The organism is Burkholderia sp. Ac-20344 (genome assembly GCF_017104975.1).
Lineage (GTDB): Bacteria > Pseudomonadota > Gammaproteobacteria > Burkholderiales > Burkholderiaceae > Burkholderia.
In genome coordinates this window covers 1-13,891 of record NZ_JAAGPP010000091.1, presented here as the reverse complement: position 1 = coordinate 13,891, position 13,891 = coordinate 1, and the positions used below count along the sequence as shown (strand labels likewise).

Annotated in this window: 11 protein-coding genes and 2 pseudogenes; 5 read left to right on the top strand and 8 right to left on the bottom strand. The window is 63.0% G+C overall.

Annotated elements, in window-relative coordinates:
- Positions 1–85 precede the first annotated feature (85 nt).
- Positions 86–1,057 carry a sulfonate ABC transporter substrate-binding protein gene (locus tag G3N64_RS24850; protein WP_205786281.1) on the bottom strand — a complete coding sequence of 324 codons (972 nt, stop codon included), beginning with the start codon at positions 1,055–1,057 and terminating at the stop codon, positions 86–88.
- A 47-nt stretch (positions 1,058–1,104) separates the two neighbouring features.
- On the bottom strand, positions 1,105–2,427 hold the full coding sequence (locus tag G3N64_RS24845; RefSeq protein WP_205786280.1) for an LLM class flavin-dependent oxidoreductase: 1,323 nt from the start codon (positions 2,425–2,427) through the stop codon (positions 1,105–1,107).
- A 143-nt stretch (positions 2,428–2,570) separates the two neighbouring features.
- Between G3N64_RS24845 and G3N64_RS24840 the strand changes: the two genes are divergently transcribed.
- Positions 2,571–3,623, top strand: coding sequence for a LacI family DNA-binding transcriptional regulator (locus G3N64_RS24840; RefSeq protein WP_205786279.1), 1,053 nt, complete (start codon positions 2,571–2,573; stop codon positions 3,621–3,623).
- A gap of 800 nt (positions 3,624–4,423) precedes the next feature.
- Here the strand turns inward: G3N64_RS24840 and G3N64_RS24835 are convergent.
- Positions 4,424–5,803 carry an MFS transporter gene (locus G3N64_RS24835; protein ID WP_205786278.1) on the bottom strand — a complete coding sequence of 460 codons (1,380 nt, stop codon included), beginning with the start codon at positions 5,801–5,803 and terminating at the stop codon, positions 4,424–4,426.
- Positions 5,804–6,412: 609 nt separating this feature from the next.
- Between G3N64_RS24835 and G3N64_RS24830 the strand changes: the two genes are divergently transcribed.
- From G3N64_RS24830 to G3N64_RS24815, 4 genes and pseudogenes are all read left to right on the top strand, one after another.
- Positions 6,413–7,279, top strand: coding sequence for a glycine betaine ABC transporter substrate-binding protein (locus tag G3N64_RS24830; protein ID WP_205786277.1), 867 nt, complete (start codon positions 6,413–6,415; stop codon positions 7,277–7,279).
- 277 nt (positions 7,280–7,556) lie between these two features.
- A complete protein-coding gene (locus tag G3N64_RS24825) occupies positions 7,557–8,435 on the top strand; it encodes a tyrosine-type recombinase/integrase (RefSeq protein ID WP_205786276.1) in 879 nt (292 codons plus the stop codon).
- A 6-nt stretch (positions 8,436–8,441) separates the two neighbouring features.
- Positions 8,442–9,647: an IS91 family transposase gene (locus G3N64_RS24820; protein WP_205786292.1), complete on the top strand. Its 1,206-nt coding sequence runs from the start codon at positions 8,442–8,444 to the stop codon at positions 9,645–9,647.
- 388 nt (positions 9,648–10,035) lie between these two features.
- Positions 10,036–10,848, top strand: a pseudogene (locus tag G3N64_RS24815) (phage integrase family protein); the annotation flags it as partial.
- Positions 10,849–11,006: 158 nt separating this feature from the next.
- On the opposite strand, the gene G3N64_RS24810 reads toward G3N64_RS24815, so the two are convergent.
- From G3N64_RS24810 to G3N64_RS24790, 5 genes and pseudogenes are all read right to left on the bottom strand, one after another.
- Positions 11,007–12,137 (bottom strand): porin, encoded by a 1,131-nt coding sequence (locus G3N64_RS24810; protein WP_205786275.1) that lies wholly within the window; start codon positions 12,135–12,137, stop codon positions 11,007–11,009.
- An 85-nt stretch (positions 12,138–12,222) separates the two neighbouring features.
- Positions 12,223–12,888, bottom strand: coding sequence for an amino acid ABC transporter permease (locus G3N64_RS24805; RefSeq protein WP_205786274.1), 666 nt, complete (start codon positions 12,886–12,888; stop codon positions 12,223–12,225).
- 9 nt (positions 12,889–12,897) lie between these two features.
- The gene (locus G3N64_RS24800) at positions 12,898–13,563 is read right to left on the bottom strand and encodes an amino acid ABC transporter permease (RefSeq protein ID WP_205786273.1); all 666 of its coding nucleotides are present in this window, start codon (positions 13,561–13,563) and stop codon (positions 12,898–12,900) included.
- Between the two features lie 64 nt (positions 13,564–13,627).
- Positions 13,628–13,780: a hypothetical protein gene (locus G3N64_RS24795; RefSeq protein WP_205786272.1), complete on the bottom strand. Its 153-nt coding sequence runs from the start codon at positions 13,778–13,780 to the stop codon at positions 13,628–13,630.
- Positions 13,777–13,891 (bottom strand): annotated as a pseudogene (locus G3N64_RS24790) (IS5/IS1182 family transposase); the annotation flags it as partial. The pseudogene G3N64_RS24790 and the gene G3N64_RS24795, both read right to left, overlap by 4 nt.

The following is a 13,891-nucleotide window of genomic DNA, read 5'->3' as shown; positions in this document are numbered from 1 at the left end:
GTCGTGGCGAACGGGACGGATGGAGGCAGTACGGGAAGCGAGTCGGTTCATGACAGCGGCTCTGCGAGGCGAGTGGAGTATGGAGTCAGCGCGTGAAGGAAACCGGGTGCGCGATATCTGCGACCTGGATCGCACGCGGAATGATGTTTGCTCGCCGAAACGTGTCGGCAACGCGTTGCTGCGCCCCGAGCACGGTCGAATTGACCGGCAAGAGGCCGAACGAGGAGCGCGCGAGATAGCGTTCGACGACGGGTTGTGGCACGCCGATCTCGCGAGCAATCAGCCGCGCGGCATCGCTGCGATGACTGGCTATCCACGCGTCAGCGCGCGCGACCTCCGACAGCACGTCCGACAACACCTCGGGGTGAGACTTCGCGAAGTCCGGCGCACCGAGAAAGAAGCTGTACGGCTGCACGATGCCTGACGCATAGTCGGCGATCGTGCGCACGCCGAGCGTCTGCTGGACGACCGCGAGATACGGATCCCAGATGACCCACGCGTCGACTTTGCCACCCTCGAAGGCCGCGCGCGCATCGGCAGGCGACAGGAACGCGGGCTTGATGTCGGCATAGGTCAGTCCGGCCTTTTCGAGCGCGGCAACGATCAGGTAATTCGAACTCGACCCGCGTGCGAATGCAACCGTCCGCCCCTTCAGGTCGGCAACCGATTTCAGCGGCGAGCCGTCGAGCACGATGATGGCCTCGTTGTGCGGGCCGCCCGCCTCTGCGGCCAGATAGACGATCCGGCTGCCCGCCGCCTGCGCGAAGATCGGCGGCGGCGACCCCGTATAGCCGAGGTCGATCGAGCCGGCATTCATCGCCTCGAGCAACGGCGGTCCGGCCGGGAATTCGGTCCACGCGATGTCGAAGCCGCGCGCGGCGAGCGGCTTATCGAGTGAGCGCTGCGCCTTCAGCAGCGTGAGCGGCGTGCCCTTCTGGTAGCCGATGCGCAGCGTGCGGCCAGTGTCGGCACGCACGCCGCGGGCGAACGGTGCCGCGAACGCGGCCACGGCAGCGGCCTGTGCTGTGCGGAGAAACGAACGTCGGGAGAACGTCATGATCGAGGGTTCCTTGTCGGATCGAATCGGTTGAACGAACGCGTGCGCTATGCGCGCACCGGCCGTTGCAGCCCAAGATGCTCGCGCAACGTGCGGCCGGTATAGGTGGTGCGGAACAGTCCGCGCCGCTGCAACTCGGGCACGACGAGCGAACAGAACGCGTCGAGACCACCTGGCAGTTCGGCCGGCATCACGTTGAAGCCGTCGGCTGCCTCGCGCTCGAACCACGTCTGCATCACGTCGGCCACGGTTGTCGCACTGCCGACCACTGTCACGTGCCCGCGTCCGGCCGAGATACGCAGCACCAGTTCGCGGATCGTCAGGCGCTCGTCGCCGGCCAACGCGGTCAGGAGTGCCTGGCGGCTGCGCTGGCCGCTGTCCGTGAGCGGTAAATCAGGCAATGGACCGTCGAGCGGATAGCCCGACAGGTCGAAGTTGCCGAGCATCCGCGCAAGCATCGCGAGGCCCGCAACCGGATCGACGAGCGCCTGCAGCGCGTCGAAGCGCTCGCGCGCTTCTTCGTCGGTGCGCGCCACGACGACCGACAGGCCCGGCATGATCTTCAGGTCGCCCGGCGCGCGGCCCGCAGCAACCGCACGCGACCTCATGTCGCGGTAGAACGCCTGCGCGGTATCCAGCCGTGCGTGCGCGGTGAATACGACGTCGGCCGTCTGCGCGGCGAGGTCGCGGCCCGCCTCCGATGCACCCGCCTGCACGACGACGGGCCATCCCTGCACCGGGCGCGGCACGTTGAGCGGGCCCGCCACCGAGAAATGCGGGCCGCGGTGATCGAGTACGCGCAACGTCGACGCGTCGTAGTACGCGCCGCTCGCCTTGTCGCGCACGAAGCTGTCGTCGGCCCAGCTGTCCCACAGGCCCGTCACGACGCGATGGAATTCCCGGGCGCGCGCATAGCGCTCGTCGTGACCGACGTGTTCGGTACGGCCGAAGTTGTGCGCCTCCGCCGCATTGTCTGACGTCACGAGATTCCAGCCGGCCCGCCCGCCGCTGATGTGATCGAGCGACGCGAACTTGCGCGCAAGGTGATACGGCTCGTTGTAGGTCGTCGTGGCCGTCGCGATCAGGCCGATGCGTTCCGTGACCGCCGCGAGCGCGGGCAGCAGCGTCAGCGGATCGAGCCGGTCGGAACGGGCCGCACGCGCCGCGCCGTCGCCGACGTTCGCGGCGACACTGTCCGCGACGAAGACCGCGTCGAAGCATGCGCGCTCGGCCATGCTGGCAAGCGCCGCATACGCACGAAAATCCGTGCCTGCGTCAGCCTGCACGTCCGGATGCCGCCATGCGGCTGCATGGTGTCCGGTCTCCATCAGAAAGGCCCCGAGGTGCATGAGGCGGGAAGCTGTCGTCATCCGATATCCTGTCGCGAAAGCAGCGCCCCACCACCGGGCCACACATCGTTTCGTGCTGGCGACCTCGCTTGGTTAGCGCTAACATTTACAGGCAGTTTCCCGTGGCGAATTTGCCGCGTCAAATAACGAAATCAGCGGAACATATGTCCGATTCGACTAAAAGCGATGCGCGCTCACGCCGCACGTCGGGACGCTTGACACTGCGCGACGTGGCCGAGCACGTCGGCGTGTCGCAGATCAGCGTGTCGCGCTATTTCCAGGATCCGGCGCGACTGTCCAAGCCGCTGCGCGAGCGGATCGCCGGTGCGGTAGCCGAGCTCGGCTACGTGCCAAATCTCGTCGCCGGCGGGCTCGCCTCGGCGCGCAGCCGTGTCATCGGCATGGTCATTCCAAACATCTCGGGGCCGATCTTTGCGAACACGATCCAGAGCTTCAGCGACGAGGTCACAGCACACGGTTACCAGTTGCTGCTCGCATCGAGCTACTTCTCGACGGATCTCGAGGAGAACGCAGTGCGCGGATTGCTCGGGTGGTCGCCGGCGGCGCTCGTGCTCACGTCGCACTTCCATTCCCCGGGAACCGAGGAACTGATCAAACAGACGCAGGTGCCCGTTTTGGAAACCTGGGATTTCCAGCCGCAGCGCAAGCCGTTGCAGATTGGCTTCGTGCACCAGGAAGTCGGACGTATCGCGGCGCGGCATCTGATCGAACGCGGATATCGGCGCATTGCCTTCGTATTGAACAGCGCGGCAGGCGACGCAAGCGCGCTCGAGCGGTGCGATGGTTATACCGAAATCATGCGTGAACACGGTTGCGAACCGATCGTATTTGCGCCGACTGAGGTGCAGCCGATGCATGCCGGACGAGAAGCGCTGCTCGCGCTACGCTCCGCCCGGCGCACAGCCGACGCGATCATCTTCGCGAACGATAACCTCGCGTTTGGTGCGCTGCTATCGGCGCCCGGCGCGGGCATACGCGTGCCGGAACAAATCGCGATCGTCGGCTTCGGCGACTATCCGATGGCGGACATGATGACGCCCAGCCTGACAACCGTGCGACCGCCCGCGAGTGAAATAGGCACAGCGGCCGCAGCACGGATCTTCGAACTTCTGCAGGAGGATCCGCCGGCGTTCGACACTTTTTGCAAGGACCAGCGACCGATGATGTGCCAACTGATTGCCAGGGCGAGCAGTTGACCGGCGAAGTAAAGACCGTTCACCGCGTGGGCCGTGCACGGCAAATCCGCAGCGTCGACCTCGCGTACTTCATGCGCAGCGAAACAGCTGGGGCCTCGAACCGCGAACCCTACCGGCGGGCCGGGTGGCGCTCGATGCGGGTGTGCGCCGCCTCCAACACGGTCAGCTCGGCGTGCTGCCCGACCGGAAGCAGACGTTAGTCGGACGGGGGCGCTGACACTGCACGACGCCCGGTTGGCGGCCACGCCGAAGTTTCGCTATCTACAGGAGTGGGAGCCCTTGCAACGCGTTGTCGCAAGCAGGATGCATTCGCCGTTTCCGAAGCACGCGGCGACCTTGTAAAGAGTCGGCACTGAACAATTCGTTTTGTCTCGCAGATTCGTCTGCGCGTTACCGACAGTTGAGCAGCGGCACGAGTTACCTGCTGAGCAAGCGTACCGACGTGTACACGACGGCGGACTATGCGCATGCTAGTGGCTCGAACGGGCTGGGCGCCGCGACGGCGGTCGTTGGCGCGACGGCCGTCGATGCCGGCGGACCAACGCAATGGCGGCTCAATGCGGGCTTGCGGCATCGGTTCTGACGAGAAGCGGCGGCAGAGCATTCGTTGAGACGTTGGAAAGTCTGGTCAGTCGCGCAGTTGGCGCGGGAGCATGACGTTCATCTGCGCACCGATTGAATGGTGAGCGCCGGCCGAATTCGAGCCTGGGTGAAGGCCGGCGCAATGAAGGCGGGTCCTGTCTCTTGCGGAAAGTGCTCCGCCGCTCCGAATCGCGCGTTGCCGGGAACCGCCGTGCCTGCTAGTGCGCGAACCCCGACGCCGTTTCGCTGAGACGCTTGCCTTTGGTTTCAGGGGCAAGCCATTGCGATACGCCGGCACCGACGGCCGCGATGCCGGCCGCGATCAGGATGGTCACCGAGGGCCCGAGATTGGCCATCGACCAGGGCATCAGGAACGTGCCGAGCCCGGCCCCGATTCTGCTGAAGGCGGCGGCAAACCCCGTCCCGATCCCGCGGATTTCGGTCGGGAATACCTCGCCGGGATAGATGCAGGTCAGCGTGCCGCACCCGGCGTTGAAGAACGAAAACGCGAGGAACAGGCCTAGCACGACCACCCCCGGCGCATTGCTCCATATGCCGAGAATCGCGAGGATGACGGTGATGATCCACTGGGGCGGTACCGTCAGGACACGGCGACCCGCCTTGTCGATCAACAGCACCGTGGCCACACTGCCGGCCAATGCAACCGCGGACAGCCCGACCCCTCCGGCGAGCCCTCCGCCGAGGCCGAATTTCTGCAGCACGGTGTCGGCGAACGTGGCGATCACGAAGTACGGCGTCACGACGCAAAAAAAGAACAACGACACGAACAGCGTGACGCGCCAATACTGGCGGGAGAACAGCATCCCGAACCCGCCGCCCGAGTGAGCAACTTCGTGCTCGACGTCGGCCATGTCGTCGGCGCTTTCCATATATCGACGCGCGACGGAGCGGGCCTGCTCGGTGCGGCGCTTGCTCCACAGCCAGCGCGGCGATTCAGGCATGCCGATCCGGCCGAGGAACAAGGCGACCGCGATGAAGGTACTGGTGCCGAGGATGTTCCGCCATCCGAGGTGGGTATACCGATCCAGCAGATAACCCACGACGAAGGCGAACATGAAGCCGGCGTACCAGGCGATGAGGGTCAAGCCCATCAGCCGTCCCCGGATTCGGGATGGGGAGAATTCCGACAGCAGTGGCCAACCGACCGAGTATTCCGCACCGATCGCGATACCCATCAGCAGCCGAACCACGAACAGTTGCTGCGGCGACGTGATGAAGAACTGCAGGGAGCCGACGAAGAACTGCATGAACGACGCGATCACGAACAAGCCCATGTCGAGCAGGAACAAGGGTTTTCGGCCGAACTTGTCTCCGGCCCAACCACCCAACGGCGAGCCGATGAGGATTCCGAACAATGCGCCAGCCGCGATCAGTCCCTCCCAGACCGGTGAGATGGCGAGCTCGGCGGTCATCTTGCCGGACACCGGGCCGACGATCCCGAGGATATAGCCGTCCAGAAACGTACCGCCGGTCAGAACCATGATCATCCTGATCATGAAGCGTCGTTTGAACGCCGAGGACGTCTCATCCCCAGGCGCCACGGCGGAAACAGCAACTTCCTTCTCTAACGAAGTCATATGTATCTCCTTCTGCGACATGCATAAGCACGCTTTCGAGCGTGACGGTGAAATAGCGCCGACCCGGCGTGTGAGCGCCAGTCGTTTGGGGTGCGCAGTAGCGCCGCATGTTGCGATCGACGGTACATATCGACCGCGCGGTGCTGCGTCGAGTCTATGGACGAGATGAGAGTCGAGCTGTCACGCTTGCGCCTGGAAAACGACCGTAAACGACACTTGGCGGGCATGTTCTATTTCCTGTCGGGCGAAGACAAGTGAGCGCCCCAGGCCCAGGACGCCGCCCTTTGTTCGCGGTCTTTCTGACTTGCTGGAATCAGTTCGAACCGGTGTTCGAATGGTTTCGCGACGGCTTTTCGATGGCCCATCGCAGGAGACTGCGGCGGGTCTGAAGGCGATTGCGCATCTGACGCCCGACTTTGGTGCAGTCAGGATCCAGTGGGGGGACGGTGCCGCCGTGCTGCCGCGAGCCATTGTCGAGTCGCGTGATCCGTCCGAACCGGGGAAGCGTCGACGAGTCGCTTGCGGGCAGGCATCTGTCGGAAAACGACGATACCCTTGAATTGTGGCTGACGAACCTAGTGAGGGTTAGCGCACATCAAGGAGATCGTCATGAAACTATTCGGAAAACTGTTGTGGACCGGCGCATTGTCAGCAATGGTGGCACTGAGCGCATCCGCGCTCGCTGATACGAAGCCGACGTTGAAGATCGGCTACGTAGAAGGCTGGGACGACAGCGTCGCGACGTCGAACGTCGCGGCCCGCGTGATCGAGAAGAAGCTCGGCTACCCGGTCCAGCTCGTGCCGGTGGCTGCCGGGATCATGTGGCAGGGCGTGGCGCGCGGCGATCTCGACGCGACGTTGTCCGCGTGGCTGCCCGTCACGCACGGCTCCTACTGGAGCGAATACAAGACGAAGGTCGTCGATCTCGGCGCGAACTTTCCCGACGCGAAGATCGGCCTGATCGTTCCCGACTACGTGAAGGCGAAGAGCATCGAGGATCTGAACGCCGAGAAAAGCAGCTTCGGCGGCCGGATCGTCGGCATCGACGCGGGCGCGGGCGTGATGCGCAAGACCGACGAAGCGATCAAGAGCTATGGCCTCAGCTACACGCTGATGCCGAGTTCGGGCAGCGCGATGACGGCCGAGCTGTCGCGCTCCGTCGGTGCGAACAAGCCGGTGATCGTGACCGGCTGGGCGCCGCACTGGATGTTCGCGAAGTGGAAGCTGCGCTTCCTCGAGGATCCGAAGAAGGTGTTCGGCGGCGCGGAGCACGTCGACAGCGTCGTGAACCCGCAGCTCGAAACGAAGGCCAAGCCGGTCGTCGCGTTCCTGAAGAAATTCCAGTGGAAGCCGGGCGAGATCGACAGCGTGATGCTCGCGATCCAGAACGGCTCGAAGCCGGAAGCGGCCGCCGATGCATGGATCGCCGCGCACGCCGATCGCGTGAATGCATGGACGGAAGACGTGAAGCAGTGATTCCTGCGTAGTTGGACGGAAACCGATCGGCAATCGGGGTCGGCTCGATTGCCGATCTTGTCCGGTTCCGCCTTCTCGAAAGGCGGTTAATCGGTACTGGCCGAATTCTCAAAGTGATCCGACGTGATTCGTCCTGGATGGATAAACAACCTTGAACTAAACCGCTGACGCGGTAGGGGGAGTGATTCAGCGTCACCGCACGATCAAAGGTGCGACGCATTCTCGAATGCGGCACCGGCAGCAGTGGGCTGCCTGGTCCGATTCGAGGAGACCCACCATGACAGCATTACGTCGACGCATGATCGAGGATATGCGCGTGCGCAACCTCGCGGCCAATACCCAGCGGGTGTACATCCAGTACGTGCGTGCCTTCGCGCAACATTTCGGGCGCTCGCCCGAGCAACTCGGCCCGGAGGAGATTCGCGCCTGGCGGGTGTATCTGGTCGAGGCCGGCCGCGCGGGCAGCACTCTGATGGTCGCGACCGCCGCGCTGCGCTTTCTCTACAACGTCACTCTCAGGCGCGGTTGGACGATCGACGAGATCGCCTCCTCGAAGGTACCGCGCACGTTGCCGGTCATTCTCAGCCCGGACGAGGTGATGCGCTTCTTTGAGTCGATCCGTAGCGTCAAGTACCGCGCGATCCTGATGACCGCCTACGCCGGTGGACTGCGGATATCGGAGGCGACCCGCCTGACGGTCAGCGACATCGACAGCCAGCGCATGGTGCTGCGCGTTGCCCAGGGTAAAGGACAGGCCGATCGTTACGTGATGCTGTCGCCCCGGCTGCTCGAGATCCTGCGCGAGTACTGGCGCCTTGGTCGTCCCGAACACTGGCTGTTCCCAGGTCGCTTCCCGGATCAGCCGATCGGTTCCGCCATACTGTCGCGAGCCTGCCAGAAGGCTCGCCAACGCGCCGGCATCAGCAAGCCCATCACGCCGCACGCGCTGCGACACGCGTTTGCCACGCACCTGCTCGAATCCGGCACCGACGTGCGGACTATCCAGTTGCTGCTCGGTCACCGTAGCCTCGCCACCACATCGCGCTATTTGAAGGTCGCGACCAGCACCGTGTGCGCGACCACCATCCCATTTGATCGGCTTCCTCAGCCAGCTGACACGTTCACGCCACCCGAGCCGTCGTCCGCCGGCGATTGAGCCGCGATCATGTCGCCCCGGCTGGAGCTGGCGGACATCCTGCGCCGCCATGGCCCGACCTATCGGCACCAGCATGCCGATGCGCTCAATCGCGCGCAGTATCGTGTCATGCGGGCCATCGAGCAATGCCGGACCGCGGCGCTCGGCGGTCATCTCGAGCAATGCGACGCCTGCGGCCATCAGCGCATTGCCTACAACTCGTGCCGCAACCGGCACTGCCCGAAGTGCCAATCGCTCGCCCGTGCGCGATGGCTCGACGACCGTCACGCCGATCTCCTACCGGTGCCGTACTTCCACGTGGTGTTCACGCTGCCCGAATCGATCGCCGCGATGGCCTTCCAGAACAAGCGCGTCGTCTACGAGATTCTGTTTCAGGCCACCGCCGAAACGCTGCAGACGATCGCCGCCGATCCGCGCCATCTCGGCGCCGCAATCGGCTTCATCGCAATCCTGCATACCTGGGGACAGAATCTGGTCCATCACCCGCACCTGCATTGCGTGGTGCCGGGCGGCGGCCTGTCGCCGGACGGGCAACGCTGGGTCGCCTGCCGCCCCGGCTTCTTCCTGCCCGTGCGCGTGCTCTCGCGACTGTTCCGCCGACTGTTTCTCGCGCGCTTGCAACAGGCCTTTGATACCGGCGCGTTGCAGTTCTGCTCGTCGCTCGCGCCGCTGGCCGAGCCCGGCGCATTGGCTCGCGCACTGGCCGACGCGCGTCGCACCGACTGGGTCGTCTATGCCAAGGCACCGTTCGGCGGCCCGCAACAAGTGCTCGACTATCTGGGCCGCTACACGCATCGCGTCGCGATCGCCAATCACCGCCTGCTCGCGTGCGACGGCACGCACGTGACGTTTCGGTGGAAGGACTATCGCCGACAGGGCAAGCCACGCGCAATGCGCCTGCCCGCGCACGAATTCATCCGGCGCTTTTTGCTTCACGTGCTACCGCGCGGACTCCAGCGCATCCGCCACTACGGGCTGCTCAGCAATCGCCTGCGCGAGGCGCGACTGGCCACCTGTCGCCGGATTCTCGGCGCAGAATCGCCACCGCGCGACACTTGCTCGCCACCGTCCGGCTATCGAGACCAATACGAGGCGCTGACCGGCTGCTCGTTACACGTATGTCCGGCTTGTTCCCAGGGGTGCATGTTCGACATCGGGCGCTGGCTGCCGAGCACCTCGCCACGAGCGCCGCCGGCGCAGGCGGCCGCATGAAACTCGCGCTGTCTCACGCTGCCCACCGTGTCCGCGCCGTCTCGGCTAACATGGCGAACCTGCTCGTGCCACATGCGTCCGTCAGGCGCCGCCGTCGCTTACGTTCACCGAGCGATCGCGTCAAACGAGTTGCGCGGTCAGTCAACGCGCACGCAATTCCCCGTGTACCCACCGGCTCGAACATCGCCGCTGGCGAAATCACCGGCAGCCGCAACGATTCAATGCCCATAGTCGTCACCGCCTGCGGAGCGGTTTAGCGCAAAGAATTTTTTACGAAGCGGAAACGGCCTCGTTCGCCGCGTCTAGACCAACTCAGTGCGCCGTTTCCGCTTCGCAAAAATCCTCTGCATTATCGGTCCATCATCGTGTTCGGTCTAAACTGACGGTCATGAAAACGCGCGAGACCCAATCCCCGAGCTTTCCCGACGACGCCGAACTGGCTGCGCTGCGCGCCTGGTACGCCGGGCTCGATGCCCGCGCGGCCGTGGCGCGCTATCTGGGCGAGCGTAAGCCGCCCGGGGTCTCCGCGCGCGGGGTGCTCGGCCGTATCCGGTGTGCGTTGGTCACGTTCGCGATGAGCCGGCACCGCGCTGATCTGGCGGAAACCTTCGGCGAGCGGTCGGCTAGGTCGGGTGCCGCGGTCGCGCGTGCCATGGCAGCGTTGCGCAGCCTGCCGGCTCCGGTACCGCACATTGCCGACGAAATCGATCAGTGGTTGCCACCGCGCGTGGTCGCCGCCCTGCAAGCGCATGGCATCCGGACGCTGGCCGATCTGACCGTGCGGATTCCGCGCCGGCGCCGTTGGTGGAGTGCGATCGACGGGCTTGGCGTTGCCGGCGCGCGTCGAGTGGAGGCGTTTTTTGCCGACCATCCGGCGCTGACCGAACGGGCGCGGGCCTTGATTGTCGCGGCACCGGCCGGAAACATTGTGCCGTGGGAGCAATTGCGTGTACCGCACGAAGTCGATGGCTCGCACAGACGGTTCCGGGCGCCGTGGGCCGCCTGTCTGCTGAATGCGTCCAACGACTACGAGGCGATCCAATCCTGGCTGTCGCTGCACGAATCCGCAGCGACGCAGCGCGCCTACCGCAAGGAGGCGGAACGCTTGATCCTGTGGGCGATCGCCGAGCGCGGCCGCGCGCTGTCGTCGCTCACCACCGACGACGCGATCGCGTACCGGGCATTCCTGCGGCGACCCACACACGCGGCTGCGTTGTATAGACGTGCCATCACGAGCATTGTGGTGGTCTGTGGAAAGCTCGCACATAAACAACTCTTCACCTGCTGGTCGGTGTGGATTCTGGAAGCAGTACGAATGCGGCCGGGCAAGGCGTTCCATCCTGTCCCGGCGCACTTGCGTTAGAACTTGTGGCGGATGCCGACGCGCGCCACGACCTGCTTCGCGCTACCCGGAGACGCGATGGACGTCGAGCCATTCCCGTAGATGAAGGCGAACGTCGAATCTCCCGCAGCCTTCTGAAATGCGGTAATCAGGAAGACGTCCGTACGCTTCGACAGGGAATAGTCGAGCATCAGGTTGACCTGATGCCACTTCGGGGCCGTCGAGGTGTTACCCGTGGTCTGCCTGCCATTGGTGAACGTGTAACCGCCGGCAACGAAAAGCGTCGACGTAACGTCGTAACGAGCATTAACTTCGTAGTTGTCCAATCGCAGGTAGTTCGCGACGATGGGACCGGAGGTGATGCCGCTGAGAACAGTGCGCGTCCACTCCAGACCGGCCTTCACCGGTCCGATGGTGTAGGTGCCGCCGACGCCGAAAATCCGCTGACGGCCTGCGACGAACGTCGCGTCCGCCGTCGAGGAAACAGCGCCATCCGTATTCGCCCCCGGATTGTTCATCTGCTCATACGCGGCACCGATTGCGATAGGGCCATTCGTGTAGCCGGCACCCACGCTCCACGCTTGATTGCGGTTGAATCCGCCAGCCTGGTTGCTGAAGCCATACAGGGCGCTCATCGAAAAGCCACCATAATTCTGGCTCTTGAACTTGACGGAGTTGTCGACCCGAAGGTTGTTGTCCGTGTTATCGCTGTCGAACATGTGCGAGAAGTAGCCGCCACCGTACGTACCATTCGCCGTGGGCGGTGCGAGGTAGTCGACCACGCTGTCGTACTGGCGACCGAACGTAACCGTGCCCCACTGATTGCTGCTCAAACCCACGAACGCCTGGCGGCCAAACATACGACCACCCTGGCCGAGGGTCCCATTGTTCACGCTGAATCCGTTTTCCAGCGTGAAGATGGCCTTCAGGCCACCGCCCAAGTCCTCCGCCCCCTTCAATCCCCAGCGACTAGCTTGGGGCGGTCCATCGACGAGAGTGAAATTTTTAGCGCCATTGCCTGCCTTCTGGTTACTGACATAGTTTACTCCGACGTCGATGATGCCGTAGAGCGTGACGCTGCTTTGTGCATATGCGGAACCTGCGGCGAGGCTGCTGAGCACTGCCGATGTGACGAGTATTTTCTTCATGGACCAAACCCCTGTATGTCAATTAGGACTACGAAAATTTTTCTTTTTAAAAAATTTCGTTTAGCGAACTTCGGCAGGACAGATATCAGTCCCGCTTTCCGAGACGTTGCTCCAGACGGCTCGAAAGGAAGCTGCCCGGATAAATCAGCAGGAAGTAGACAGCGGCCACGGTCGTGAAGATTTCCAGCGGCCGGTAGTAGGCGCTGCTCAGCAGTCGCCCCTGGTACATGATTTCCTGCACTGCGAGAACTGAACCGAGTGAAGTCACTTTGGCCAGTTCGATACCGCGGTTGGTAAACGCGGGCAGCATGCGCTTGAACACCTGCGGCAGGATGATTCGGCGCATCGTCGTGCAATACGACATCCCAATCGCCTTGCCACCTTCCCATTGGCCACGTCCGATGGACAGGATGCCGCTACGATAGATTTCCGTACAGTAGGCCGAAGTGTTGAGAACGAGTCCCATCAGGCATGCCGTTACCGGAGAGAGTTGCGTACCGAGGATGATGGGAAATGCGTAGTAAAACCAGATGAGCTGGATGAGAACCGGGGTGTTCCGGAATATCTCGACGAATGCGATGCACGGATAATTGAGCCATCGAATGTGCGAGATACGTCCGAGACTCAGGAAGAATCCGATAAGCAGGCTGAGCGGAAACGCAATGACCCACATTTCCGCAGTGAGGCCAACTCCGCGCAGCAGCACCGGAACGCTTTTCTCGATGACACTCAAATCCCAAGTGAAGTCCATGGCTGCCCCTTATGCGTAACGCGCCAAGCGGTGTTCGCCGATACGCACAATCATGCTCATCGTGAACAGCGAGATGAAGTAGAGGAACGCGACCGTCGAGTAGACTTCCAGTGGCCGGAATGTCTGGCTGTTGACCTGCATCGCTTGGTATACGAGGTCCGCATACGCGAGCGTGGATGCGAGGGAAGTCGTCTTCAGAAGCTCGAAGGAACGCTCAACGAACGGGCCGACCATGCGGCGCGTCGCCTGCGGCAAAATCACACGAATCATGATTTGGGGGTAGCGCATGCCAATCGCGCGCGCGCCTTCCCACTGACCTCGTTCCACCGAGGTGATGCCGCCTCGGAAGACTTCCGCGTAAAACGCGCCGGACTGAGTCGACAGCGCAATGATGGCGGCCCAGTACGGGTCAAGGCTCACGTTCGCGACAACCGGTAGTGCGTAGAAAAACCAGTAGAAGTGCACAATTGGTGGCGTGTTTCGGTAAAACTCGGTAAACCAGGTCGCCGGCTTTGAAAACACGCGATGCCGGGAAAGCCGACCGATAGCCACCACGATTCCAATCACCACACCAAGGACAATCGACACCAGTGCGAGCCGGAAGGTGCCGATGAGTCCGGCAAGGAGCATGGTTTTATGGAGCCAGACGGCTCCGAAGTCCCAGTGATATTCCATCATGCTGTCCTGAAATGCTGCGTATTTCGGGCGGCTTGGAATGCCACCCGTCCTTGCGGTGCTTTTACTGCTTGACGTCCTTTTCCATCACGGTCGGCATCTTTGCCGGGTCGAGACCCTTGGTCTTCAGATAGTCGGCATAGATTTTCTGGACCGTGCCGTCTTGGTAATACTTCGCGAACTCCTGATTCATGAAGTCCTTTAGAGGCCAGTTCAAAAAGGCTGCTCGATACGCCTGAAGATGTTCCAACAGACAAGCGAGCAACCGAGTTTCAGGAATGCTTCGTGAATGTCGGCACGTCGCTCGAAGCGAGTGCGTAGGCGACGA

What these genes read in the sequence shown, in the direction of transcription:
- G3N64_RS24850 (WP_205786281.1), bottom strand. Translation starts at nt 1,057, where the DNA reads ATGACGTTCTCCCGACGTTCGTTTCTCCGCACAGCACAGGCCGCTGCC.
- G3N64_RS24845 (WP_205786280.1), bottom strand. Translation starts at nt 2,427, where the DNA reads ATGACGACAGCTTCCCGCCTCATGCACCTCGGGGCCTTTCTGATGGAG.
- G3N64_RS24840 (WP_205786279.1), top strand. Translation starts at nt 2,571, where the DNA reads ATGTCCGATTCGACTAAAAGCGATGCGCGCTCACGCCGCACGTCGGGA.
- G3N64_RS24835 (WP_205786278.1), bottom strand. Translation starts at nt 5,803, where the DNA reads ATGACTTCGTTAGAGAAGGAAGTTGCTGTTTCCGCCGTGGCGCCTGGG.
- G3N64_RS24830 (WP_205786277.1), top strand. Translation starts at nt 6,413, where the DNA reads ATGAAACTATTCGGAAAACTGTTGTGGACCGGCGCATTGTCAGCAATG.
- G3N64_RS24825 (WP_205786276.1), top strand. Translation starts at nt 7,557, where the DNA reads ATGACAGCATTACGTCGACGCATGATCGAGGATATGCGCGTGCGCAAC.
- G3N64_RS24810 (WP_205786275.1), bottom strand. Translation starts at nt 12,137, where the DNA reads ATGAAGAAAATACTCGTCACATCGGCAGTGCTCAGCAGCCTCGCCGCA.
- G3N64_RS24805 (WP_205786274.1), bottom strand. Translation starts at nt 12,888, where the DNA reads ATGGACTTCACTTGGGATTTGAGTGTCATCGAGAAAAGCGTTCCGGTG.
- G3N64_RS24800 (WP_205786273.1), bottom strand. Translation starts at nt 13,563, where the DNA reads ATGGAATATCACTGGGACTTCGGAGCCGTCTGGCTCCATAAAACCATG.